Origin of the sequence: Actinocrispum wychmicini (genome assembly GCF_004345645.1) — a bacterium.
GTDB classification, from domain to species: Bacteria; Actinomycetota; Actinomycetes; order Mycobacteriales; family Pseudonocardiaceae; genus Kibdelosporangium; species Kibdelosporangium wychmicini.
In genome coordinates this window covers 479030-501187 of record NZ_SLWS01000006.1, presented here as the reverse complement: position 1 = coordinate 501187, position 22158 = coordinate 479030, and the positions used below count along the sequence as shown (strand labels likewise).

The following is a 22158-nucleotide window of genomic DNA, read 5'->3' as shown; positions in this document are numbered from 1 at the left end:
ACAGTGGAGGAACAGCGTGCCGATCTACGCCCTCGGAGACCGCGAGCCGATCATCCACCCCGACAGTTACGTCCATCCTGACGCGACGGTCATCGGGGACGTGACACTGCACGCGCACGCGTCCGTATGGCCGCAGGCGGTGCTGCGAGGGGACTACGGCGGCATCCAGGTCGGCGCGCGGACAAGCGTCCAGGACGGCACGGTCGTCCACTGCACCGAGTTCCACCCGACGCTGATCGGCGCGAACTGTGTCATCGGACACAACGTGCACATCGAAGGCGCGACCGTCGGCGACGGGTGCCTGATCGCGTCAGGTTCCGTGCTGCTCAACGGTTCCGTGGTGGAGGAGGGCGCGATCCTCGGCGCGGGCGCGGTCATGTCGTTCAACGGACACATCCCCACGCGCCGGATGGCACTCGGTGTGCCCGCGCGGATCCGTGAGGGCTACGAGGTGCCGCCGGACTCCTGGGCGGAGATCGTGGACAAGTACGTGGAGAACATCAAGGCGTACAAGGCCGGCCTGCGCAGGCTCGACTGAGGAACCCGACGTCGGGCCGTACTTCCGGGCGGTTTATCCTCCGGCGACATGGCACGTCCCCTCAACGAAGTGATGGATCCCGGTTGGGCCACGGCCCTCGAACCGGTCGCGGACAAGATCGCGGCGATGGGCGAGTTCCTCCGCGCGGAGGTCGCCGCCGATCGGACATACCTGCCCGCCGGCGAGAACGTGTTGCGCGCGTTCAAGCAGCCGTTCGACGACGTGCGTGTGTTGATCGTCGGCCAGGACCCGTACCCGACCCCGGGGCACGCGGTCGGGCTGTCCTTCTCGGTGGCGCCGGACGTCCGGCCGATCCCGAAGAGCCTGATCAACATCTACAAGGAGTACATGGACGACCTCGGCCACCCCAAGCCGGGCAACGGCGACCTGACCCCGTGGACCGAGAACGGCGTGCTGCTGCTCAACAGGGCGCTCACCGTGCAGCCCGGCAAGCCCAACTCGCACCAGGGCAAAGGCTGGGAGGACGTGACCGAGCAGGCGATCCGGGCGTTGGCCGCGCGGGACAAACCGCTGGTGTCGATCCTGTGGGGCCGCAACGCCCGTAACCTCCGGCCGCTGCTCGACCCGTTGCCGTGCATCGAGTCCGCGCACCCCAGCCCGATGTCCGCGGCCGGCGGCTTCTTCGGCTCGCGCCCGTTCAGCCGTGCCAACGAACTGCTGGTCAAGCAGGGCGCGGAGCCGGTGGAGTGGAAGCTGCCCTGAGTTACTCGAGCTGGATCTGAGCCTGGACGTCCCACAGTTTCGCGGACGTCCAGGCCACCAGCAGGTCGAGGACGTTCGTGGCCGGTCGCTCGACGACGAACTCGCACCGGCCGTGGAACCTTCCGTTGCCGCCGGTGCTTTCGCCGTTGCCGCTGGACAGCTCCACGACGTCGTCGCCGGCGAGAACCGCGAGTGTGGCACCGGGATCGGGCCAACTGACCAGGCTGTTCCTGGCGATGCTCACCAGCTCCAACGACAGGAGCGAGTCGATCTCGGTCAGCCGGGTGAGTACGACGACCGCGTCCCGGCCGCGATGCAGAACCCGCGGTTGCGCGACAATGCTGCCTGCCTCGATGTGTGGTCGTTCGTCGCGCATGTCGGCGGTTCGCTGGTTCGCCGACCGTGGCACCGGCGTGGTGTTCACCGGCGCCTGCCAGACAGAGACCGTGGCTCCCGCGACCGTGGCCCGGTCCGGCAGCGACAACCTGGTGACGGTCTCCGCGAAACCGATCTCGGGCCAGGCGAGTACCAAGTCCACTTCGTCGAACGTCGGCGGCAGCTCGAACTGTGCCCGTGTGCTCGGACCGTCCGTGCCCTCGTAGTGGTCGCCGCTGCTGGATTCGCCGCGCGTCGAGAACACCCACTGCGCGTGGTCCGGCCGGTCGAGCCAGCCGACCCGCAGTCCTTCGCCTTCGTCGAAGTCGGGCAGCAGCCGCCGGGGCGCCGGCTGGGATCGCTGGCCCGCGCGGATGTCACGCTGCCGTTCGACGGCGTCACGACGGTCCAACGGCTGTCGCGCGAGCAGTTCGATGGTCAGGCCGGACGTGCGGGACACGGCCTGCACGACCCCGACCGACAACTCCGGCCGTTGAACCAGCAGGCCACCGCGGTGCGCCAACGCCCCCAGCGTATCCACCACGCCACTATGCCACGGCCGTCACGCCGCGACGAGGGCACGCCAAACGGCCCGGGCGAGCTGAGTCACCCGGGCCGTCGGCGAAAATCACGTCAGCCGCGAACGACCTTGCCCGCCTTCAGGCAGGAGGTGCACACGTTCAGCCGCTTGCGCTGAGAGACGCCGACCTTGGCGTGCACGGTCTGGATGTTCGGGTTCCACCGGCGGTTGGTACGCCGGTGCGAGTACGAGACCGACTTGCCGAAGCCCGGCCCCTTACCGCAGACGTCGCAGACAGCAGCCACGTCAGTGTCCTTTCCATGATGATTTGCCGGCGGGACACATCCCAGCCAACAGTCACACCCGGGCCGGCCGGGCAACCATGTCAGGGTAACGGGTGGTGTCCGGCGGAGACAAACCGGCCCCGGTTACCCTCGCGCGAGCCGTCATGACGAGAGGAGCGGACCCGTGCTGCAGGCCCTGGACGCCGCCGCGATCCGCCGGTGGGCGGCGGTGAGCGTACGGTCTCTCGACGCCCAGCGCGAGGCCATCGACGGCATCAACGTCTTCCCTGTGCCCGACGGCGACACGGGATCCAACCTGCTCGGCACGATGCGCGCGGCCCTGGAGTCGCTGCTGCGCGCCCCGGTGGACGAACGTTCCGAAGCGGGCGCGGCGCTGACCGTTCTGGCAAAGGGAGCGCTTGCGGGCGCTCGGGGCAATTCCGGGGTGATCGTGTCCCAGATGCTCCGGGGCCTGGCCGAGACGTTGCGTGACGTCGTCGAAGCCGGCCCGGTCGACGTGGGAAAAGCCCTGGTCAGAGCCGCTGAACTCGCTGCTGAGGCGGTCGCGGAACCGCGCGCGGGAACCATGCTGACAGTCCTGACGGCGTCGGCCGCCGCCGCGCGTAAGACGCGGAGCAACGTGCTGCACGAGGTCACGGCCGCGGCGGCGAGGGCAGCCGCGGACGCGTTGGCGTTGACGCCGCAGCAGTTGGACGTGCTGGCCGAAGCAGGCGTGGTGGACGCGGGCGGCCGTGGCGTCCTCGTGTTGCTGGAGTCCCTGGTCACGGTCGTGAACGAACGCGACGAGCCGGTCGTGCCGTACTCGAACACCGTGTCGTCGCCGGTGGCCGCGCGCGAGGCCGGGTCCACGGAGTTCGGCTACGAGGTCATGTACCTGCTGGACTCGACGACCGACTCGAAGACCGGCGCGCTGCGGGACACGCTGAGCCGGCTCGGCGACTGCGTGTCCGTGGTGGGCGACGGCGACGGGCTGTGGACCGTGCATGTGCACTGCAACGACGTGGGCGCGGCGATCGAGGCGGGTGTGGAGACCGGACGGCCGCACCGGATCATGGTCGCCAGGTTCGCCGACGCGGAAGGTGTGCCGTCCCGGTTCCGGCGCAACCGCGTGGTCGTGATCCCCGCCCGTGGTGCCGGCATCGCGCACCTGTTCCGGACCGAGGGCGCCCTGGTTCTGGAGGCCGGCGATGACGACGAACCGGACGTATGGGACCTGCTGAATCTGATCACCTCCACCGGGGCCGCGCACGTCACGGTGCTGCCAGGCGACGACAGCCTGGTCGGGATCGCCGACGAGGCCGCCACCAGGGCGGTCGCCGGCGGCCAGGACGTCGTGGTCGTCCCGTGCGTGTCGCCGGTCCAGGCGCTCGCCGCCCTCGCCGTCCACGACCCCGCCCGACGAGCCGGGGACGACGTGGTGGCGATGGCCGAGGCGTCCGCGGCGACCCGCAGAGGCGAACTGGTCGTGGCGGACGCGGACGCGATCACGTGGATCGGCCCGTGCCGCGCCGGTGACCTGTTGGGCTTCGCCGACGGCGAGGTGATGCGCATCGAACAAGGCCCGACCACCCCGGACAAGGTCGTCACGGGTGCGTACGCGGTCGTCGACCGGATGCTGTCGGTCGGCGGCGAACTGGTCACGGCCCTGCTCGGCGCGGACGCCCCCGAAGACCTGGCCGACGCCCTGGAGAAGCACCTGCGCGCCGCCCACCCAGCGGTCGAGTTCGTGGCCTACCGAGGTGGCCAGCGCGATTCGGTGCTGATGCTCGGGGTGGAGTAAGCCTGTCGGTGCTGGTCGATAGTGTGCACCACAATGGCTTCGTTTGAGGACGGTCTGGTGCCGTTGCTGGGCAAGAAGTCGGCCGACGCGTTGGCCGGCTCCCTTGACCTGCACACGGTCGGCGACCTGCTGCGGCACTATCCACGCCGGTACATGGAACGCGGCGACCTGACCAGCATCGCCGGCCTGGAGATCGGTGAGCACGTCACCGTGATGGCCGAGATCCGGAAGGTCACCTCGATCCGGATGAAGACCCGGCGCGGCACCCGGACCGAGGTGGAGATCACCGACGGCCAGCGGGTGCTGTCCCTGGCCCTGTTCAACCAGCAGGGCAAGTACAAGGACAAGCTCGTGGTGGGCAAGCGCGGGCTGTTCGCCGGCAAGGTCGGCATGTTCAACCGGAAGCTGCAGCTGACCAACCCGGACATCGAGCTGTTCGACGACGAGACCGACTCGGTCGACGACGTGATGCGCAGGATGGTCCCGGTCTACCCGGCCGCGCAGAAGCTGCCGACGTGGCAGATCGCCAACTGCGTCAAGCAGGTCCTGTCGATGTGGGACGGCGCCGAGGACCCGTTGCCCGAGCGGCTGCGGCAGAAGATGGGCCTGCTGGGGCTGGAGCCCGCGCTGCGCGCGATCCACATGCCGGACGGCTGGGACCAGATCACTGCGGCCCGTAAGCGGTTGAAGTGGGACGAGGCGTTGACCGTGCAGTTGGCGTTGTCGTTGCGTCGCCACTCGTCGTCGGTCCGGCCGGCGCCCGCGTGCCCGCCGAAAGAGGGCGGGATCCTGGACGGCTTCGACCAGCGACTGCCGTTCCAGCTGACCGCCGGCCAGCAGGAAGTGGGCGCGGCGATCGCGGCGGACCTGTCCGGCAGCCATCCGATGAACCGGTTGCTGCAGGGCGAGGTGGGCAGCGGCAAGACGATCGTGGCGCTGCGGGCGATGCTCCAGGTGGTCGACTCGGGCCGGCAGGCCGCGATGCTCGCGCCCACCGAGGTGCTGGCCGCGCAGCACGCCCGTTCGCTCCGGGAAATGCTCGGCGACCTGGCCCAAGCCGGTGAGCTGGGCGGCGCGGACCACGCGACCCGGCTGACCCTCCTGACCGGGTCGTTGCCCGCGGCGCCGCGTAAGCAGGCGCTGTTGGACGCGGCCAGCGGCGCGGCCGGGATCGTGGTGGGGACGCACGCGTTGATCCAGGACAAGGTGCAGTTCGCGGACCTGGGTTTCGTGGTCGTCGACGAACAGCACCGGTTCGGTGTGGAGCAACGGGACGCTCTGCGTACTCGGGCCGCGGACGGCGCCAGCCCGCATGTGCTCGTGATGACGGCGACACCGATCCCGCGCACAGTCGCCATGACGGTGTACGGCGACTTGGAGACGTCGTCGCTGCGTGAACTCCCACAGGGGCGTTCCCCGATCGCGACGAACGTGGTGCCTGTCGCGGAGAAACCCCAGTGGCTCGACCGCGCCTGGCAGCGTCTGCGCGAAGAGGTCGCCAAGGGGCATCAGGCATACGTGGTGTGCCCACGGATCGGTGAGGCCGGCGCCGAGGAGGCAGACGAAGAGCCACCGCCGGACGACGACGGCCGCCGCGCCCCCCTCGCGGTCGAGGAGATCGCGCCCCAACTCGCCGCCGGCCCACTGTCCGGCCTCCGCCTCGCGGTCCTGCACGGCAAACAACCGGCCGACGAGAAGGACACCACCATGCGCGCCTTCGCCGCGGGCGAGGTGGACGTACTCGTCGCCACCACAGTCGTCGAAGTCGGCGTGAACGTCCCCAACGCCACCATGATGGTGATCATGGACGCGGACCGCTTCGGCGTCTCCCAACTCCACCAACTGCGCGGCCGAGTCGGCCGAGGCACCGCCCCCGGCCTCTGCCTCCTGGTCAGCGAAGCCCTCGACGGCACCAGCACCCGCGAACGCCTCGATGCTGTCGCGTCCACTGTGGACGGCTTCGAACTGGCCCGGCTCGACCTGGAGATCCGCCGGGAAGGCGACATTCTCGGCGCCACCCAGTCAGGCCGGCGCTCACAGTTGAAAATGCTGTCTTTGTTGCGGGACGAGGACGTTATCGCGGCTGCTCGGGTTATTGCCCAGGAGCTGGTCACGGAGGATTCCGAGTTGACGGACTATCCTGGGTTGGCGGGGATGGCTGCTAATCTGGTGGATTCTGAACGGGCTGAGTATTTGCAGAAGGCCTGACTGTGGAAAGAATGCGCTCGCCGCGCGGCTGATCGACCAGGAGAGGGTGGGGCGCGCCCTCTCTCCCGGCCAACCTGCCCAAGGGGAACCATGGGTGTCAAGGGGTCCGTATCATTTGGTACCGGGGTCGGTTTCCGTAGGCGGACCCCTTGACACCCATGGTTTGCAAAGCACAGGTCGGCCGGGAGAGAGGGCACGAAGCCGGGATATTTGTCGCTGACGCTCGGATCAGTGGGCGATTGGCGGGCGATTAGTGGGTTGCCGGGTGGGCAATTGCGTTCGGCAACATCCACTCGCCACCAGCCGTGCACCGACCAACCGCTCGCCGCTGGTCGGTCGCCTGCCGGCGCTCACCCTCGCCAGCTGCTCGCCCGCCCGATGGGCGCGCCCCGCCCATGGCTCGCTCGCCCGCCCACCGGCCAGCTGCTCGCCTGCCCAGCGGCCCGTCCATCGGCCAGCCGTCCGTCCACCGGCCAGCCACTCGTCCACCGGCCAGCCACTCGTCCGCTGGCCGGCCGGTCGCCCGCGAGCTGCCGGTCGTCTGCCCGCGCGCCGGTCGGTGGTTCGCCTGCTGGCTGCTCATCTGTCGGCTACTCAGCCCGCCGGCTGCTCGCTGCCCGGTGGGTTCGCCCGCTGTTGGCTACCCTGCCGATGGCGTGTTCGCTGGTGGCTTGCCCGGTCGGCGGATCACTCGCCGATGGCTCGCCATCCTGACGCCCGCCCGCCCGGCTGACGCCCGCCCGGGCGCTCGCCTGCCAGCCGCTCGCCCATCGGTGGCTCGCCCGCTGTTGGCTCACCCCGCCAGTTGCCCGCTGCCTGGCGGCCCGCCCCTCGATGGCGTTCGCTGGTGGCTTGCCCTATCGGCGGATCACTCGCCGATGGCTCGCGAGCCAGCCGCCCGACCGCCTGCTGGTCGCTAACCTGCCAGCATCCCGCCCGTCGGGTGGCTCATCCGTCGGCGGATCGCTTGCTGGTCGCTCGCCCGCTGACTAGCGGCTCACCCGCCCGGCTGGCCCTCTGGTCGCCCGTCTGCTGTCCGCTAGCCCGTCAGCCGCTCACCCATCTCTGCTGCCCTTGTCGGGTTGTTGGGTGATTGACTTGGGTGTTACTCGGCTTGGGCTTCTTCGTCGCTTTCGAAGTGCTTTATCGCTTCCTGGACCGCTGCGTTTGTTGCTGCCAGGCGTTCGGCTATCTGGTCGCGGAGTTCGAGGAGGCGCTTTGTTTCGTTGTCCGCTTTTGTTTGCTTTGCTTCGGCGGTGGCGAGGATTTCCGTTGCTATTTCTTCCGCTTCGGCTTTGGTTTTGGCCGCTGTCTTTTCTGCTTCGGTTTGGGTGGCGGCCAGGGTTTTGGCGGCTTCTTTTGCCGCGGTTTCCAGTTTGGTGGCGGCTGCTGTGTCGCGGGCTGTGCGTTCCTCGGCCGCTGTTGTCTCAAGGGCGGCTGCGGCTTCTTCGGCGGTTCGCCGCAGTTTTGCCGCTTCGGCTTGGGCTTCCGTCATCAGCTGGGTGTGCTCGGCGGTCAGCTTTGTCCGCAGGGCGTCGTATTCGGCGTCCAGTTCGTCGTTGTGTTTGGTGTATTTCTCTTCGAGTTCTTGGCGGCGGTTGTCCAGGTCCGCGGTGCGGGTGTCGTGGGCCGCTTTCAGCTCTGTCTCGAGCGAGTCGGCTTGGGCTTTCTGGTCGGCGAGGTAGGTGTCCGCCTCAGTTCGGACCTTTGCGCCGTATTTGTCCGCTTCCTCCCGGATGCTGACCGCGTACTTCTCCGCGTCGAAGCGGGTGCTGGTGGCGTATTTGTCCGCGTCGGCCTTGATGCCGGCGACGTGGGTTTCGCCGTCGCGGCGCAGTTCGGTCGCTTCTTCGTCGGCGAGGCGCATCATCTCCCGGACGCGTTCGGTCATGGCCGTCGCGCTGTTCGGGTTGGTCGCCATCCGTTCCAGGCGGGCCTTGGTGTCGGTCAGCTCCTGCTGGGCGTAGTTCAACGCCTTGGTCAGCTCGGCGACCCGGGCCATCGCCTCGTCGCGGCTCTTCGCCGCGTTCTTGAGGTCGTAGCCGAGACGGGTGACCCGTTCGTTGACCTGCCGCTGGTTGTACCCGCGCAGGACGATGTCGAAGTGTGCGGACTGAGGTTTCTGCGACTCGTCGGCGACAGCCATCCTCCCACCATAGTGAATCCCTCGTTCGTGCGAACTGTGAGGTAGGCCGTCCGGCCGCGGACGATCTTGGGCCAGATGGCCCAACGGCGCCTGGAGTAGCGTCCGCGCAGGTGTTCCACTGTCTGGTAGGTAGCTTGACTACATACTGGTTGACCGGTACACCACATACCGCCCAATCGTCTGGTACATGTGAATTAGCCCTAATGGGTTCAGACCTGTGTGGAGTTGGTCCCTTACGCTGGGTTCACCCCCTGCGCGGCGTGGCAGGAAGTGGGCTGCCATATGTCGGATTCACGTTGGTCGGATCCGAACCGGAGTTACAAGGTCGTCCTCTGCTGTGCGGACGGCCTGCTTAGGGATGCACTGGCTAACTGGATAGCGTCACTGCCGGGCTACGAGATCGCGGGCGCGGCGGCGACGAATGACGGCCTGCTGCGGCTGTGCGTACTGCGCGCACCGGACATGGCAGTGGTGGAGCTGGCCTCCGCCGGATCCGAGGAGCTCGAACTCGTGGGGGAATTACGGGCGGTTCGTCCGCAACCTCACCTGGTCGGTCTCCACCGGGCGTTGGACGCCCGGAGCCTGACGTATCTCCATCGGGCCGGCGTGCACAGGCTGGTCAGCACCCGCTACGGCGTCGCGGGCCTGCGTGACGCGCTGAAGGACGGCGAGGACTGCTGGCGCCCTGCCACGTCCGGACACGGGCTGAGCGTGCGGGAGATGGAGATCCTCGCGCTGATCTGCGCCGGCTGCTCGGCCGCGGAGATCGCCCAGGAACTGGGCATCAGCCCGCACACCGTCACCAACCACAAGCGCCGGATCTTCGCCAAGCTGGAGGTGCAGAGCCGGACACAGGCCACGGCCGAGGTCGGCCGGCTGGGCATGCGCCTGCCCGGGCAACCGACCGGCCGCAACGGTGACACTCCACAGAATCTCACCAGGCGGGAGCGTGACATCCTGGATTCGATCGCGCGCGGCGAGTCCGTTCGGCAGACCGCGCAGGCCCTCGGCATCGCCGTGAAGACAGTGCAGAGCGAACAACGCCAGCTGTTCTCCAAGCTCGGCGCCCGCAACCGGCCACAAGCCCTGACCAACGCCCGCGGACTGGGGCTGCTGGACTCCGCCTGAAGCCTGAACACGCCGGATGATGTCCGTCACCTGCGACCGTGCCCCCGTGGCCACGGGCCGGTAGCGTTCCCCGGACGGTGTGACTGACCAGGAGGGATCCGGGCCATGTTCCGCAAGGTACTCGTCGCCAACCGCGGTGAGATCGCGATCAGGGCGTTTCGGGCCGGCTACGAGCTCGGCGCCGGGACCGTGGCTGTCTTCCCGTACGAGGACCGCAACTCGCTGCACCGGCTCAAGGCGGACGAGTCCTACCAGATCGGTGCGCCCGGCCACCCGGTCCGGGCGTACCTGTCGGTCGAGGAGATCGTCAAGGCCGCCAAGCGCAGCGGCGCGGACGCGGTCTACCCCGGGTACGGCTTCCTGTCGGAGAACCCGGAGCTGTCCAGGGCGTGCGCCGCGGCCGGGATCACGTTCGTCGGCCCGACCACCGGGGTCCTTGAGCTGACCGGGAACAAGGCTCGGGCGGTGGCCGCGGCCCGCGAGGCCGGGCTGCCGGTGCTCGGCTCGTCCGCCCCTTCGTCCGATGTGGACGAACTGGTGGCCGCGGCCGAGCAGGTCGGGTTCCCGGTGTTCGTCAAGGCCGTCGCCGGCGGTGGCGGACGCGGTATGCGGCGCGTGCAGCAGCCGTCCGCGTTGCGTGAGTCGATCGAGGCGGCGATGCGCGAGGCCGAGTCGGCCTTCGGTGACTCGACGGTGTTCCTGGAACAGGCCGTGGTCGACCCGCGGCACATCGAGGTGCAGATCCTCGCGGACGGCACCGGCGAGGTCATCCACCTGTTCGAGCGCGACTGTTCGATGCAGCGCCGGCACCAGAAGGTGATCGAGCTGGCGCCCGCCCCGAACCTGCCGCCGGAGTTGCGCCAGCGCATCTGCGACGACGCCGTCAGGTTCGCCAGGCACATCGGGTACCGCAACGCCGGCACCGTCGAGTTCCTCCTGGACCCGGCCGGCAAGCACGTCTTCATCGAGATGAACCCGCGGATCCAGGTCGAGCACACCGTCACCGAGGAGGTGACCGATGTGGACCTGGTCCAGTCGCAGCTGCGGATCGCGGCCGGCGAGACCCTCGCGGACCTCGGGCTGAGCCAGGAGACCGTGCGGCTGCGCGGGTTCGCCATGCAGTGCCGGATCACCACCGAGGATCCCGCCAACGGGTTCCGCCCGGACACGGGCATGATCAGCGCGTACCGGTCCCCGGGCGGCGCGGGCATCCGGTTGGACGGCGGCACGGCCTTCGCCGGCACCGAGATCAGCGCCCACTTCGACTCCATGCTCGTCAAGCTCACGTGCCGCGGCCGTGACCTGGCGACCGCGGTCGCGCGGGCCCGCCGGGCGGTGGCCGAGTTCCGGATCCGCGGGGTGGCCACGAACATCCCGTTCCTGCAGGCCGTGCTGGACGACCCGGACTTTCGGGCCGGCCGGATCACCACCGGCTTCATCGAGCAGCGGCCGCACCTGTTGACCGCCCGGCACTCCGCCGACCGCGGCACCCGCCTGCTGACGTACCTGGCGGACGTGACGGTGAACAAGCCGAACGGCGAACGGCCGAAGTTCGTGGATCCGGTGGAGAAGCTGCCGGCCGTCGAGTTGAACGGCGAGCCACCGGCTGGCTCCAAGCAGCGGCTGACCGAGTTGGGACCGGACGGGTTCGCGCGGTGGATGCGGGAGTCCAAGCAGGTCGGCGTCACCGACACCACGTTCCGCGACGCCCACCAGTCCCTGCTGGCGACCCGGGTACGGACCAAGGACCTGCTGTCGGTGGCGCCGTACGTCGCCCACACCACGCCGGAGCTGCTGTCCGTGGAGTGCTGGGGCGGCGCGACCTACGACGTCGCCCTGCGGTTCCTGGCCGAGGACCCGTGGGTGCGGCTGGCCAAACTCCGGGAGAGCATCCCGAACATCTGCCTGCAGATGCTGCTGCGCGGCCGTAACACCGTTGGCTACACGCCGTATCCGGAGTCCGTGACGCACGCGTTCGTGCAGGAGGCCACGAAGACCGGCATTGACATCTTCCGGATCTTCGACGCGTTGAACGACGTGGAGCAGATGCGCCCGGCGATCGAGGCGGTCCGGGAAACTGGTACGGCCGTGGCGGAAGTCGCGCTGTGTTACACCGCCGACCTCGCCAACCCGGCCGAGCAGCTGTACACATTGGACTACTACCTGAAGCTGGCCGAGCAGATCGTCGGCGCGGGCGCGCACGTGCTCGCGGTCAAGGACATGGCGGGGTTGTTGCGCCCGCCGGCCGCGCGCCGGCTGATCACCGCGCTGCGCAAGGAGTTCGACCTGCCCGTCCACCTGCACACCCACGACACGGCCGGCGGGCAGCTGGCGACGTACCTGGCCGCGATCCAGTCCGGTGTGGACGCCGTGGACGGCGCAGCGGCTTCGTTGTCCGGCACGACGTCCCAGCCGTCGCTGTCCGCGATCGTGGCGGCGACGGACCACTCCGAGCGTGACACCGGGTTGAACCTGCAGGCCGTGGCCGACCTGGAGCCGTACTGGGAGACCGTGCGGCGCGTGTACTACCCGTTCGAAGCCGGCCTGCCCGCGCCGACCGGCCGCGTGTACACCCACGAGATCCCCGGCGGCCAGCTGTCGAACCTGCGCACCCAGGCCAAGGCGTTGGGCCTGGGCGACCGGTTCGAGGACATCGAGACGATGTACGCGGCCGCCGACCGGATGCTGGGCCGCCTGGTGAAGGTGACGCCGTCGTCCAAGGTCGTCGGCGACCTGGCCCTGCACCTGGTGGGCGCGGGTGTCGACCCCAAGGAGTTCGAGTCCGACCCGGGCCGGTTCGACGTGCCCGACTCGGTGATCGGCTTCCTGTACGGCGAACTCGGCGACCCGCCCGGCGGCTGGCCGGAACCGTTCCGCACCAAGGCCCTGCGCGGCCGCGCGGCCCCCAAAGGCGTGGCGGAACTGAGCGACGAGGACAAAGCGGCCCTCGCGGCCGACCCACGGCCGACCCTCAACCGGCTGCTGTTCCCCGGCCCCACCAAGGAGTACGAAGCCCACCGCGCCCAGTACGGCGACACGTCCGTCCTGGCCAGCAAGGACTTCTTCTACGGCCTGCGGCCCGGCTTCGAGTACCCGGTCGACCTGGAGAAAGGCGTCCGGCTGCTGATCGAGCTGGAAGCCGTCGGCGACGCGGACGAACGCGGCATGCGGACCGTGATGGCCACCCTCAACGGCCAACTGCGGCCCATCCCCGTCCGCGACCGCTCCATCGCCTCCAACCTCCCGGTCGCGGAGAAAGCCGAACGCGGCAACCCCAACCAGATCCCGGCGCCGTTCGCCGGCGTGGTCACCCTGGCCGTGTCCGAAGGGGACGAAGTCGAAGCCGGCGCGACCGTGGCGACCATCGAGGCCATGAAGATGGAAGCGGCGATCACCGCGCCGAAGGGCGGCCGGGTGCATCGGCTCGCGATCGGCTCGGTCCAGCAGGTCGAAGGCGGTGACCTGCTGCTGGTGCTCGGGTAACCTCCACTCGAATTCGGGGGGTTGAGTGAGACAGTGGATGCTGGCCGCACGGCCGCCATGGTGTTCACCACCAAGGTGGACACCGGCAAGGTCTTCGTGGCCGGCGACTGGCGGGGCAACTCCCGTGACTCCCGGCTGTACACCGACTCGCCGGGCAACGGCGGCGTTCCCCTGACGGACATCCGGGGGATTGTGGTGGCGGTGAACAACACCGTGCTCGCCCCGACGACCGCGTTCACCGACGCGGGCCTTGCCGGCGCGCCGTACCAGGAGGCGTCGTTCGACAAGCTGGTCCTGGCCGGCGGCGTGGTGTTCGTCGGTGGGCTTGTCTGGTTGGTGCTCTCGCTGATCCGCCGGAAGAATGCGACCGTGTGACCATGCAGATCCACGCGGTTCCACAACGCCAGGGCGCCGTTGTGGAACGTTCCAGGCTTCTTCCCGACGCCTGCTTGGCCTTGGCGCAACTCGCCGGGGACATCGCCTACGTCAAGCCGTATGTGGTGTCGGTGGCGTCGACGACTTCCCCAGTGGTGGACGGGATCGCCAACCGCGTCGAGCTGATCGCGAACCGATCCGCCCAACTTGAGGCGCTGGAAGCCCCGGAGGGGTCCGTGCTGACCATCGGCGGCGACTGCGCGGTGGAGGTCGCCCCGATCGGGGTGGCCCGGTTCCGGCACGGCGAGGGCCTTGGCGTCCACTGGTTCGACGCCCACCCGGACCTCAACACTCCATCGACGTCACCCTCCGGGGCGTTCCACGGCATGGCCCTGCGGGCGCTGTTCGGTGAGGGCGACCCGTCGTTCGCGGCCAAACCCGCCTTGCGGCACGCCGTTCTGGTTGGCGCCCGGTCGATCGACGACGGTGAACGGGCCGCGCTCGCCCTGGTGGGGACGACGGGGGAGTGCGCGTACGTGCACGTCGACCTGGATGTCCTTGAGCCGACCGAGTTCGACGGCGCCTGCTACCCGGAGCCCGACGGCCTGAGCGTCGCCGAGGTCGCCGCCGCGATCCAGGCGATCCCGGTCCCGGTGGTGGGCGCGGGAATCACCGAATGCGCCACCACAGACCCACACAGGCTCCGTCTGCTCACTCCCATCCTGGAGGCCGTGATCACCAGGCTCACGGGGTGACAGGGACCCAGCCGCCGGTTCGCCAGTACTCGCCGTGTTCCCGGCTGAGCAGGCCCTCGTCGACCAGGTAGCGGCGGAGGGTCACGTAGTCCGCTTGGCCGCCGGCGCACCAGGCGCGCAGGACGACGTTCACTTCGCGTTCCGGGAAGCGGCGGCCGGGTTCGAAGGACGAGGCGATGAGTTCGAGGAGGAGCCTTCTGCGCCCGCGTCTGGCCGGGAAACGCACCAGGTGACCGTCCTGGATGAACGTCCGGACCACTTTGTCGTACTCAGGGAGCATGCCCCATTGTTAACAAACCGGTCGGTTCCGCGCGACGCGATTTGGCGGGGGTGGGTGGCCCCGTAGGGGGCGGTATGACACAGTCGGGACGGCTCGCTCGCGGGCCTGACCTTCTGACTGGGCGCCCACGCCGCCCGGCGACGCGGAGGCGAAGGTGGCCGTTGTCATCGCGGGTGATCTTTGTTCGGCACGACCTCGTGGACGGACCGGTGCCGGCGTGGGCTACGGCGGCGGGTGGCCGTCCTGGGAGAGCGATGACCGACCGGAAGAAGCTCAAGAAACTCGTCCGTGACCGGATGGCCGTGACCGGCGAGAGCTACACGACCGCCCGGATGCACGTCCTGGCCGGCCGCCCCACGACACTGCCGGCGGGACTGGTGCCTGGCTACCGGACGTTCGGCGCGCGGAAACACCGTGAGTCGTCCTTGGTGGCGCACGCGCTGGCGGCGCAGGGGGTGGCTTACAGCGAGGCGATGATCGCCGGGCTCGCCGGTGGGATCGGGTTCATGTACGCGGTCTTCGAGTACAAGGACATGCCGCCGCTGCTCACCGTTGTCGCCCAGCACCACCCGGCGCCGTGGGCGATGGAGGCGTTGACCAGGCTCAATGTGTCCGTTGTGGAGAAGCACAGCGGGAAGCCCCGGCCGTTGCCCGCGGACCGCCCGGTTCTGGCCACTGTGGACCGCAGCAGGCTGCCGTGGCACGGCTTGGAACCGGGATTCGGCATGGACCCGTACGTCGTCGCGGTGGCTGGGATCGACGGCGACACCGTGTACGTCGACGATTCCGGGTTGTACGCACTGTCCGTCGAGGACTTCAACGGTGCCTGGTCGGCGTACCGCAAAGGCAGGCATCACGCCCTGGTGATCGGCGAGGCCGGCCAGGTCGATCTTCCCCGGGCGATCCGGTCGGCGATCGAGATGACCGTGGACCACCTGACAGGTCCGGTGCTGGGCAACAGTTTCGACGTGAACTTCGGCTTCTCCGGGATGGCGAAGTTCGCCGCTCAGCTGCGGGACACCAGGAAGAAGGACGGCTGGGCCAAAAGGTTCGGCGCACCGGTCCCGTTCGCGCACGGCATGCGGCGGATCTACGAATGCCTCGAACTGGAGTACACCGCGCCCGGCGCGACCCGCCCGGTCTACGCGGACTTCCTCGCTGAGGCGGCGCCGCTACTGGGCGATCACCTCACGGACGCCGCTGCGTTGTTCCGTGAGTCAGGCGCGCGGTGGTCGGCGTTGGCGGCGCTCGCGCTGAACTCCGTTTCCGAACTGCCGTACGCCGACCTCGCCGAGGAGCGGCTCGCGTTGATGTTCAGCCGTGGCCGCGAAGCCGAGCCGGAGATCCGTGAGCTGACCCAACGGCTCGACGCGTTGGCGGCGGAGTCACCGCACCCCGCCGACCCGGACCTGTTCGCGGGCATGGCGGACGTCGTGGACGAATGCCTTGCCCTCGAACAGGAGGCCGTCACCCTTCTGGCCACGCGGGGTCGGTAGTCAACACCGTGAGCCGCTGAGTTGCCCGGGTCAGCGCGACGTACAACGCGCGCGGCCCGGTCAACGACTCAGCCACGATCTCGCCCGGTTCGACCAACACCACGGCGTCGTACTCAAGGCCCTTCGCCTCGATCGCGTCGACCACACGTAGCCGCTCGGGATCCACGTCCGTGACCCACTCGGTGATCTTCGCGATGCTCGTCATCGACCCGATCACGCCGACCGTCCCGTCCACCTGGCCGAGCAGTTCCCGGGCGGCGTCCCGGATCGCGCCGGGCATCGAGGCGTCGGCCACCACGGAGATCTGCGGCTTGATCCCGGTCTCCCGCACCGCGCGCGGCAGCTCGGAGTCCGAGGCGACGTCACGGACGACCCGGGCGGCCAGCTCGAAGATCTCCGCCGAGTTGCGGTAGTTGGTCCGCAGCGCGAACCGGCGGCGCGTGGTTCGCTTGCCCAGCGCGGAATCCCGGGCCTGGGCCGCCTCGGCCGGGTCCGGCCAGGTGCTCTGCACCGGGTCGCCGACCAGGGTCCAGCTCGCGTACTGGCCGCGGCGCGCCACCATCCGCCACTGCATCGGCGACAGGTCCTGCGACTCGTCGACCACGATGTGGGAATAGTCCTCGTAGTTCTCCGGCCGGCGCCGGCCCGGCTCGTACGAGTCCTCGACGGCCCGGCGGTGGCGGCGCTTCGGCGGCGGCCCGATCAACGTCCGCAACTCGTCCAGCAAGGCCACGTCCGCCACCGACCAGCCGTCCGCGCGCCACGAGGCCGACAGCTGGTCGATCTCGCGCGCGGACAGCGTCTGCCCGGCCGCGTGCGCCAGGCGGGACCGTTCACCGAGCCAGCGCAGCACGTCGGTCGCGGTCAGCACCGGCCACCAGACCACCACGAACCGGTGGAAGTCGATCCGTTCGCCCAGGTCCACGAGCAGGTCCTGGCGTTTGACGTGGAAGCCCTCGTAGGACTCGGCCTTGCGCCACAACGCCTCCAGCAACGCCTCCGCCGCGTCCACCCGGGACCGGTTGGGCAGCCGGCCGAGACCGTGCACCTGGCGGCGGACCTTGGCCAGGTCCTGCGCGTCCAGCTTCAGCACCTCGCCGCGGTACATGATCCGCATCTCGGTCGGCGCGCCCGGCGGGCTGTCCCGCAGGGCCTTCTTCAGCACCCGGCGCATCCGCAGCGAGCCCTTGACGGCCGCGATCGGCGCCGGGTCGATCCTGGCCGCCTCGATGCCGTCCAATAAGCCGCCGAGCGACCGCAGTTCGACGCTGTCCTCACCCATCGAAGGAAGTACCCGGGAGATGTACGACGTGAATGCGGTCGACGGCCCCAGCACCAGGACACCCGCGCTGCCCAAACGTTTGCGGTCCCGGTAGAGCAGGTACGCGACCCGGTGCAGGGCCACGGCCGTCTTGCCGGTGCCGGGGCCGCCGGTGATCTCCGTGACACCCCGCCACGGCGCCCGGATGGCCTCGTCCTGCTCCTTCTGGATGGTCGACACGATGTCGCGCATGGCGTCGCCACGGGCCCGGTTCAGCGTCGCCATCAGGGCGCCCTCGCCGACGACGGGCATGCTCGCCGGCTGCGACCCGGGCATCAGCAGGTCGTCGTCGATCTCGATGACCTGCTGCCCGGACGACCGGATCACCCGCCGGCGCACCACGTCCATCGGCTGCTCGGCGGTGGCCTGGTAGAACGCGGCCGCGGCGGGCGCGCGCCAGTCGGTGACCAGGTTCTCGAAGTCCGCGTCCCGGATGCCGAGCCGGCCCACGTACAGGACCTCGCCCGTGGTGTCGTCGAGCCGGCCGAACACCAGGCCCTCGTGCTCGGAGTCCAGCGTCTGCAGGATCCGGTTGGCGTACCGGACCATCACGTCCCGCTCGTAGAGCATGGACGCCTGCTCGAACACGGCCTCGGTCCGAGCGCCGTGCGCGAGCTGGTCACCGCGGTCGCGCATCTGTTCGGCCTCGACCCGCATGTCGGCCAGGCGCGCGTAGACGACGTCCACGTGCTTCTGCTCGATCGCGATCTCGGCCTGTCGGACGGAGGCTTGCGACACCCATTCTCCCGGAGTTCGAAATACGACGGAAGAGCCACGTTACGCTCTCTCAGCGGTTGACAAACCGGTTGGGCGGTGGATGTTGGCCGAGATCACGTTCCCCTGTGTGAAAGCTTGACCGAATGTTCCGGTTGCCCAAAATTATGCCCCTATGACATTGACTGCTGTGGTCACAGGTGGCGGTACCGGAATCGGGCGCGCGGTCGCCGCGGCCGTGGGACGGTGCTGGTGAAACGATGACCGGGTGACGAGGATCGTGGCGGGCACGGCCGGCGGCCGCCGGCTGGTCGTGCCACCCAAGGGCACCCGACCGACATCCGAACGGGTCCGCGAGGCCCTGTTCAACGCCCTTGAGTCCGCGATGGACCTCGACGGCGCCGACGTCCTCGACCTCTACGCCGGGTCCGGTGCGCTGGGCCTCGAAGCCCTGTCCCGCGGCGCCACGAAGGTCACCTTCGTGGAGTCCGACCGCACCGCGCTGACCGTGCTCCGCAAGAACGTCGCCGCCATCGGCATCCCCGGCGCCGAGGTCGTGCCCGGCCGGGTCCGGACCGTCCTGGAGGCCGGCACATCGTCCCGGTATGACGTGGTCCTGGCCGATCCGCCGTACGCGGACGAGGACGTCGACGCGGTGCTCGAAGCGTTGACGGCGTGGACGCGACCCGGGGCGATGGTCGTTGTGGAACGGTCGGTCCGGTCGGCCGACCCGGTCTGGCCGGGGCCCCTGCAACCGTTGCGGGTCAAGAAATACGGCGACACGGCCCTGCACTGGGCCCGTCATCCCGAAGAGTGACCCAAGCCACGAGTTTCGTGGTCGGAGGCGCTGGGCCTGCTAGGTTTCGGCCATGCGGCGGGCGGTCTACCCAGGCTCCTACGACCCGGTCACCAACGGGCACCTCGACATCATCGAACGCGCGGCCGAGGTCTTCGACGAGGTCGTCATCGCGGTCATGATCAACAAGAACAAGTCCACCCTGTTCACTGTGGAGGAACGGGTCGAGATGCTGCGGGACGTCACCGCGCACCGGCCGAACGTCCGGGTGGACTCCTGGTACGGCTTACTGGTCCAGTACTGCGAGAAGAACGGCATCCGCGCGATCGTGAAGGGCATGCGCGCGATCAGCGACTTCGACTACGAGCTGCAGATGGCCCAGATGAACCAGCAGCTGTCCGGGATCGACACGCTGTTCATGCCGACCAGCCCGGCGTACAGCTTCCTGTCCAGCTCACTGGTCAAGGAGGTCGCCAAGTACGGCGGCGACGTGTCCCACCTGCTCCCACCGCAGATCCACCAGCGACTGCTGCAACGGTTGGCCGAGACTGCCTAGAGCCGGCGTTTCATGCCCACGTGGCTGGGGGTGAAGCCGAGTCGTTGGTAGAACCGGTGGGCGTCGTCGCGGCTGGCGTCGGTGGTCAGCTGTACGAGCCCGCAGCCTCGCTCGCGGGCCTGGTCGACGGCCCACTCGATCAGGCGCTGGCCGAGGCCTTCGCCGCGTTGGTCGGCCCGGATCCGGACGGCTTCGATGGTGGCCCGCCTCATGCCTTTGCGGGACAGTCCCGGGGTGACGGTGAGCTGGAGCGTGCCGACGACTTCGCCGTCGCGGTCGACCACGGCGAGGAACTGGTTCGGGTCGGTGTCGATCTCCTCGAACGCCGCCAGGTACCGGGGGTCGCCCGGCTGTTCGCGCCGGGCGCCGAGTTGGTCGTTGGCGATCAGTTCCACGATGGTGGATACGTCGTCGGCTCGAGCACGGCGGATCTCAATCGTCACGCTGTCACCCTGCCACGTCGGATTCACCCGTCGGTCACACTTTCGAGCTACCGTCAGTCAATGACCAACATCACATTACGTGCAGTGAAGATCCTGTTCGCCGTGGTGATCGGCCTGGTCGGGGTGTCCGTCCCGGCGTCCGCCGGCGTCGCGGCCATCCATGCCGCGTGCGGCAACACTTCCGGGTTCTCCCGGGTCAACCTGTCCGCCCTGCCCGCGCAGGCCACCGACACCGTGGACCTGATCGAGGCGGGCGGGCCGTTCCCGTTCCCGCAGGACGGCCAGGTGTTCCAGAACCGGGAGCGGATCCTGCCGACCTGCTCCACCGGCTACTACCACGAGTACACCGTGATCACGCCGGGCAGCTCGACCCGGGGGGCCCGCCGGGTCATCACTGGCAGCCGGGGCGAGTTCTTCTACACCGCGGACCACTACGCGAGCTTCCGGCTGGTCAACGTCAACGCCTGACCTGGGACACGCCCGTGCCACGTCCCGCGCCGGTCGGGCCCGAACCGGCAAAATGGGCACTGGAGAGGTGTCGGCGCGAGGGAGAGTCAAGGTGTATCGGGTGTTCGAGGCTCTCGACGAGCTGGTCACGATCCTGGAGGAGGCGCGGGGGGTCCCGATGACCTCCAACTGCATCGTGCCGCGCGGCGACGCCCTCGAGCTGCTCGACGAGGTGCGGGACGCGCTGCCGGCCGAACTGGACGACGCCCAGGACGTGTTGGACCAGAAGGACGAGCTGATCGGCAAGGCCGAGCACGAGGCGAGCACCACGGTCAGCAAGGCCAACTCGGACGCGGAGAACACCCTGGCGCAGGCCGAGACGGAGGCCGAGCGGATCCTGGCCGACGCGCAGGCCCGGGCCCACCGGTTGGTCTCGGAGGCCGAGCAGACCGCCGACCGTGAGGTGGCCAAGGGCCGCGCCGAGTACGAGGACCTCGTGGGCCGGGCCCGCGACGAAGCCGACCGGATGCTGCAGGCGGGCCGTGAGTCGTACGAGCACGCGGTGGAGGACGGCCGGATCGAGCAGGCCCGCATGGTGTCGCAGACCGAGGTCGTGCACGCGGCGCACGTGGAGTCCAACAGGATCGTGGAGGCCGCGCGCGCCGAGGCCGACCGCCAGCGCACCGAGTGCGACGCGTACGTGGACGGGAAACTGGCCGAGTTCGAGGAACTCCTCGCGCACACCCTGCGGACCGTGGGCAAGGGCCGTTCGCACCTGCGGGCGGCCCAGGCCACCGGTATGCAGGCAGCCAACCCGCACATCCCGCACATGCCGGTCAACGGCCAGACCCCGTTCGACTACGAGGAACAGCACCAGCGTTGACTTTCCGGCCCCGAGCCGGCCCGATTTTTGTCAGCAGGTGCTTGTCACGTACTCTTGTCGGGTTGACCTTTCCCGCCCGACCTACTTGTCAGGTTCAGACATGTCCGAAAACCGGCAGGCCGCCACCCGGAACGCCACCAGCCCGTGGGTGATCGACACCCGTGAGCTCGGTCGTCGTCCCGGCAGCAGCCGTGCGGTCCGACGGACGGTCCCGGTGGATGTCCCGCTGGGGATCGCCGATGTCGTCGAGGTGCCGGTCGGCGCTGAGGTGGACGTGGACGTCCTGCTCGAGTCGGTGGTCGAGGGCGTGTTGGTGTCCGGGACCGCGAGCGCGCCCACCAGGGGGGAGTGCGCACGGTGCCTGGACCCGCTGGACGGGCGGGTCGAGGTGGAGCTGACGGAGTTGTTCGCCTATCCGAACAGCGCCACCGAGGAGACGACGGACGAGGACGAGGTGCCTCGGCTGGTCGACGACCGGATCGACCTGGAGCCGGTGGTGCGTGACGCCGTTGTGCTCACGCTGCCGCAGGTTCCGCTGTGCCGTCCGGACTGCCCCGGGCTGTGCCCCGAGTGTGGTGCCAAGTGGGCCGAGATTGGCTCGGACCACGGGCATGAGAAAATCGATGCCCGCTGGGCCGCGTTGCGTGAGCGGTTCGGCGAATCCAGTGACCGACCTGAGGAGAACTAGCCGTGGCCGTCCCCAAGCGGAAGATGTCGCGCTCGAACACGCGCTCGCGCCGCGCCCAGTGGAAGACCACCGCGGTTCCGCTGGAGCCGTGCTCCAACCGCGCGTGCCGCCAGCCCAAGCCCCAGCATGTCGCGTGCCCGGCGTGCGGCCAGTACAACGGCCGTCAGGTCACCCAGCCTGCTTGATCGAAAACGCGGA

General features: G+C 69.1%; 21 protein-coding genes. 15 read left to right on the top strand and 6 right to left on the bottom strand.

What is annotated here, in order from left to right; translation table 11 throughout:
• Positions 1 to 16 precede the first annotated feature (16 nt).
• A complete protein-coding gene (locus tag EV192_RS28555) occupies positions 17 to 538 on the top strand; it encodes a gamma carbonic anhydrase family protein (RefSeq protein ID WP_132120749.1) in 522 nt (173 codons plus the stop codon).
• 48 nt (positions 539 to 586) lie between these two features.
• The gene (locus EV192_RS28550) at positions 587 to 1261 is read left to right on the top strand and encodes a uracil-DNA glycosylase (protein ID WP_132120748.1); all 675 of its coding nucleotides are present in this window, start codon (positions 587 to 589) and stop codon (positions 1259 to 1261) included.
• Between the two features lies 1 nt (position 1262).
• On the opposite strand, the gene EV192_RS28545 is transcribed toward EV192_RS28550, so the two are convergent.
• Positions 1263 to 2177: a hypothetical protein gene (locus EV192_RS28545; RefSeq protein ID WP_132120746.1), complete on the bottom strand. Its 915-nt coding sequence runs from the start codon at positions 2175 to 2177 to the stop codon at positions 1263 to 1265.
• Positions 2178 to 2269: 92 nt separating this feature from the next.
• The gene (gene rpmB / locus EV192_RS28540) at positions 2270 to 2461 is read right to left on the bottom strand and encodes a 50S ribosomal protein L28 (RefSeq protein WP_132120744.1); all 192 of its coding nucleotides are present in this window, start codon (positions 2459 to 2461) and stop codon (positions 2270 to 2272) included.
• A gap of 163 nt (positions 2462 to 2624) precedes the next feature.
• Between rpmB and EV192_RS28535 the strand changes: the two genes are divergently transcribed.
• Both EV192_RS28535 and recG read left to right on the top strand, forming a co-directional pair.
• The gene (locus tag EV192_RS28535) at positions 2625 to 4241 is read left to right on the top strand and encodes a DAK2 domain-containing protein (RefSeq protein WP_243727122.1); all 1617 of its coding nucleotides are present in this window, start codon (positions 2625 to 2627) and stop codon (positions 4239 to 4241) included.
• Between the two features lie 33 nt (positions 4242 to 4274).
• A complete protein-coding gene (recG, locus tag EV192_RS28530) occupies positions 4275 to 6449 on the top strand; it encodes an ATP-dependent DNA helicase RecG (protein ID WP_132120742.1) in 2175 nt (724 codons plus the stop codon).
• Between the two features lie 1105 nt (positions 6450 to 7554).
• On the opposite strand, the gene EV192_RS28525 is transcribed toward recG, so the two are convergent.
• Positions 7555 to 8595 (bottom strand): coiled-coil domain-containing protein, encoded by a 1041-nt coding sequence (locus tag EV192_RS28525; protein WP_132120740.1) that lies wholly within the window; start codon positions 8593 to 8595, stop codon positions 7555 to 7557.
• A 282-nt stretch (positions 8596 to 8877) separates the two neighbouring features.
• Between EV192_RS28525 and EV192_RS28520 the strand changes: the two genes are divergently transcribed.
• The 4 genes from EV192_RS28520 to EV192_RS28505 all read left to right on the top strand — a co-directional run bounded on the left by EV192_RS28520 (position 8878) and on the right by EV192_RS28505 (position 14336).
• On the top strand, positions 8878 to 9723 hold the full coding sequence (locus EV192_RS28520) for a response regulator transcription factor (RefSeq protein ID WP_132120737.1): 846 nt from the start codon (positions 8878 to 8880) through the stop codon (positions 9721 to 9723).
• A 105-nt stretch (positions 9724 to 9828) separates the two neighbouring features.
• Positions 9829 to 13206, top strand: a complete 3378-nt coding sequence (locus EV192_RS28515) for a pyruvate carboxylase (RefSeq protein ID WP_132120735.1) — start codon at positions 9829 to 9831, stop codon at positions 13204 to 13206.
• Positions 13207 to 13239: 33 nt separating this feature from the next.
• Positions 13240 to 13581 carry a S26 family signal peptidase gene (locus tag EV192_RS28510; RefSeq protein WP_165960648.1) on the top strand — a complete coding sequence of 114 codons (342 nt, stop codon included), beginning with the start codon at positions 13240 to 13242 and terminating at the stop codon, positions 13579 to 13581.
• A 2-nt stretch (positions 13582 to 13583) separates the two neighbouring features.
• The gene (locus EV192_RS28505) at positions 13584 to 14336 is read left to right on the top strand and encodes an arginase family protein (protein ID WP_132120731.1); all 753 of its coding nucleotides are present in this window, start codon (positions 13584 to 13586) and stop codon (positions 14334 to 14336) included.
• Here EV192_RS28505 and EV192_RS28500 read toward each other — a convergent pair.
• Complete coding sequence (locus EV192_RS28500) at positions 14326 to 14616, bottom strand: DUF2087 domain-containing protein (RefSeq protein WP_132120729.1); 291 nt, start codon at positions 14614 to 14616, stop codon at positions 14326 to 14328. The genes EV192_RS28505 and EV192_RS28500 overlap by 11 nt on opposite strands.
• Before the next feature lie 254 nt (positions 14617 to 14870).
• On the opposite strand from EV192_RS28500, the gene EV192_RS28495 reads away from it, so the two are divergent.
• Positions 14871 to 16112 (top strand): BtrH N-terminal domain-containing protein, encoded by a 1242-nt coding sequence (locus EV192_RS28495; protein WP_165960647.1) that lies wholly within the window; start codon positions 14871 to 14873, stop codon positions 16110 to 16112.
• Here EV192_RS28495 and EV192_RS28490 read toward each other — a convergent pair.
• Positions 16084 to 18171 (bottom strand): HelD family protein, encoded by a 2088-nt coding sequence (locus EV192_RS28490; RefSeq protein WP_132120725.1) that lies wholly within the window; start codon positions 18169 to 18171, stop codon positions 16084 to 16086. The two genes, EV192_RS28495 and EV192_RS28490, sit on opposite strands and share 29 nt — an antisense overlap.
• A 244-nt stretch (positions 18172 to 18415) precedes the next feature.
• Here EV192_RS28490 and rsmD point away from each other — a divergent pair, with 244 nt between their 5' ends.
• Positions 18416 to 18964, top strand: a complete 549-nt coding sequence (gene rsmD, locus EV192_RS28485) for a 16S rRNA (guanine(966)-N(2))-methyltransferase RsmD (RefSeq protein WP_132120723.1) — start codon at positions 18416 to 18418, stop codon at positions 18962 to 18964.
• Between the two features lie 52 nt (positions 18965 to 19016).
• Positions 19017 to 19499 (top strand): pantetheine-phosphate adenylyltransferase, encoded by a 483-nt coding sequence (gene coaD / locus EV192_RS28480; RefSeq protein WP_132120721.1) that lies wholly within the window; start codon positions 19017 to 19019, stop codon positions 19497 to 19499.
• Here the strand turns inward: coaD and EV192_RS28475 are convergent.
• On the bottom strand, positions 19496 to 19936 hold the full coding sequence (locus EV192_RS28475; RefSeq protein ID WP_132121494.1) for a GNAT family N-acetyltransferase: 441 nt from the start codon (positions 19934 to 19936) through the stop codon (positions 19496 to 19498). The two genes, coaD and EV192_RS28475, sit on opposite strands and share 4 nt — an antisense overlap.
• A gap of 66 nt (positions 19937 to 20002) precedes the next feature.
• Between EV192_RS28475 and EV192_RS28470 the strand changes: the two genes are divergently transcribed.
• From EV192_RS28470 to rpmF, 4 genes are all read left to right on the top strand, one after another.
• Positions 20003 to 20410: a guanyl-specific ribonuclease gene (locus EV192_RS28470; RefSeq protein WP_132120719.1), complete on the top strand. Its 408-nt coding sequence runs from the start codon at positions 20003 to 20005 to the stop codon at positions 20408 to 20410.
• 91 nt (positions 20411 to 20501) lie between these two features.
• On the top strand, positions 20502 to 21272 hold the full coding sequence (locus tag EV192_RS28465) for a DivIVA domain-containing protein (RefSeq protein WP_132120717.1): 771 nt from the start codon (positions 20502 to 20504) through the stop codon (positions 21270 to 21272).
• A gap of 100 nt (positions 21273 to 21372) precedes the next feature.
• Positions 21373 to 21960, top strand: coding sequence for a YceD family protein (locus EV192_RS28460; RefSeq protein WP_132120715.1), 588 nt, complete (start codon positions 21373 to 21375; stop codon positions 21958 to 21960).
• Between the two features lie 2 nt (positions 21961 to 21962).
• Positions 21963 to 22145, top strand: a complete 183-nt coding sequence (rpmF, locus tag EV192_RS28455) for a 50S ribosomal protein L32 (protein ID WP_132120713.1) — start codon at positions 21963 to 21965, stop codon at positions 22143 to 22145.
• The last annotated feature ends 13 nt before the right edge of the window (positions 22146 to 22158 follow it).

Coding starts and splice junctions, on each gene's coding strand:
- EV192_RS28520 (WP_132120737.1), top strand. CDS start 8,878: ATGTCGGATTCACGTTGGTCGGATCCGAACCGGAGTTACAAGGTCGTC.
- EV192_RS28505 (WP_132120731.1), top strand. CDS start 13,584: ATGCAGATCCACGCGGTTCCACAACGCCAGGGCGCCGTTGTGGAACGT.
- EV192_RS28470 (WP_132120719.1), top strand. CDS start 20,003: ATGACCAACATCACATTACGTGCAGTGAAGATCCTGTTCGCCGTGGTG.
- EV192_RS28550 (WP_132120748.1), top strand. CDS start 587: ATGGCACGTCCCCTCAACGAAGTGATGGATCCCGGTTGGGCCACGGCC.
- EV192_RS28515 (WP_132120735.1), top strand. CDS start 9,829: ATGTTCCGCAAGGTACTCGTCGCCAACCGCGGTGAGATCGCGATCAGG.
- coaD (WP_132120721.1), top strand. CDS start 19,017: ATGCGGCGGGCGGTCTACCCAGGCTCCTACGACCCGGTCACCAACGGG.
- recG (WP_132120742.1), top strand. CDS start 4,275: ATGGCTTCGTTTGAGGACGGTCTGGTGCCGTTGCTGGGCAAGAAGTCG.
- EV192_RS28525 (WP_132120740.1), bottom strand. CDS start 8,595: ATGGCTGTCGCCGACGAGTCGCAGAAACCTCAGTCCGCACACTTCGAC.
- EV192_RS28500 (WP_132120729.1), bottom strand. CDS start 14,616: ATGCTCCCTGAGTACGACAAAGTGGTCCGGACGTTCATCCAGGACGGT.
- EV192_RS28495 (WP_165960647.1), top strand. CDS start 14,871: ATGACCGACCGGAAGAAGCTCAAGAAACTCGTCCGTGACCGGATGGCC.
- EV192_RS28460 (WP_132120715.1), top strand. CDS start 21,373: ATGTCCGAAAACCGGCAGGCCGCCACCCGGAACGCCACCAGCCCGTGG.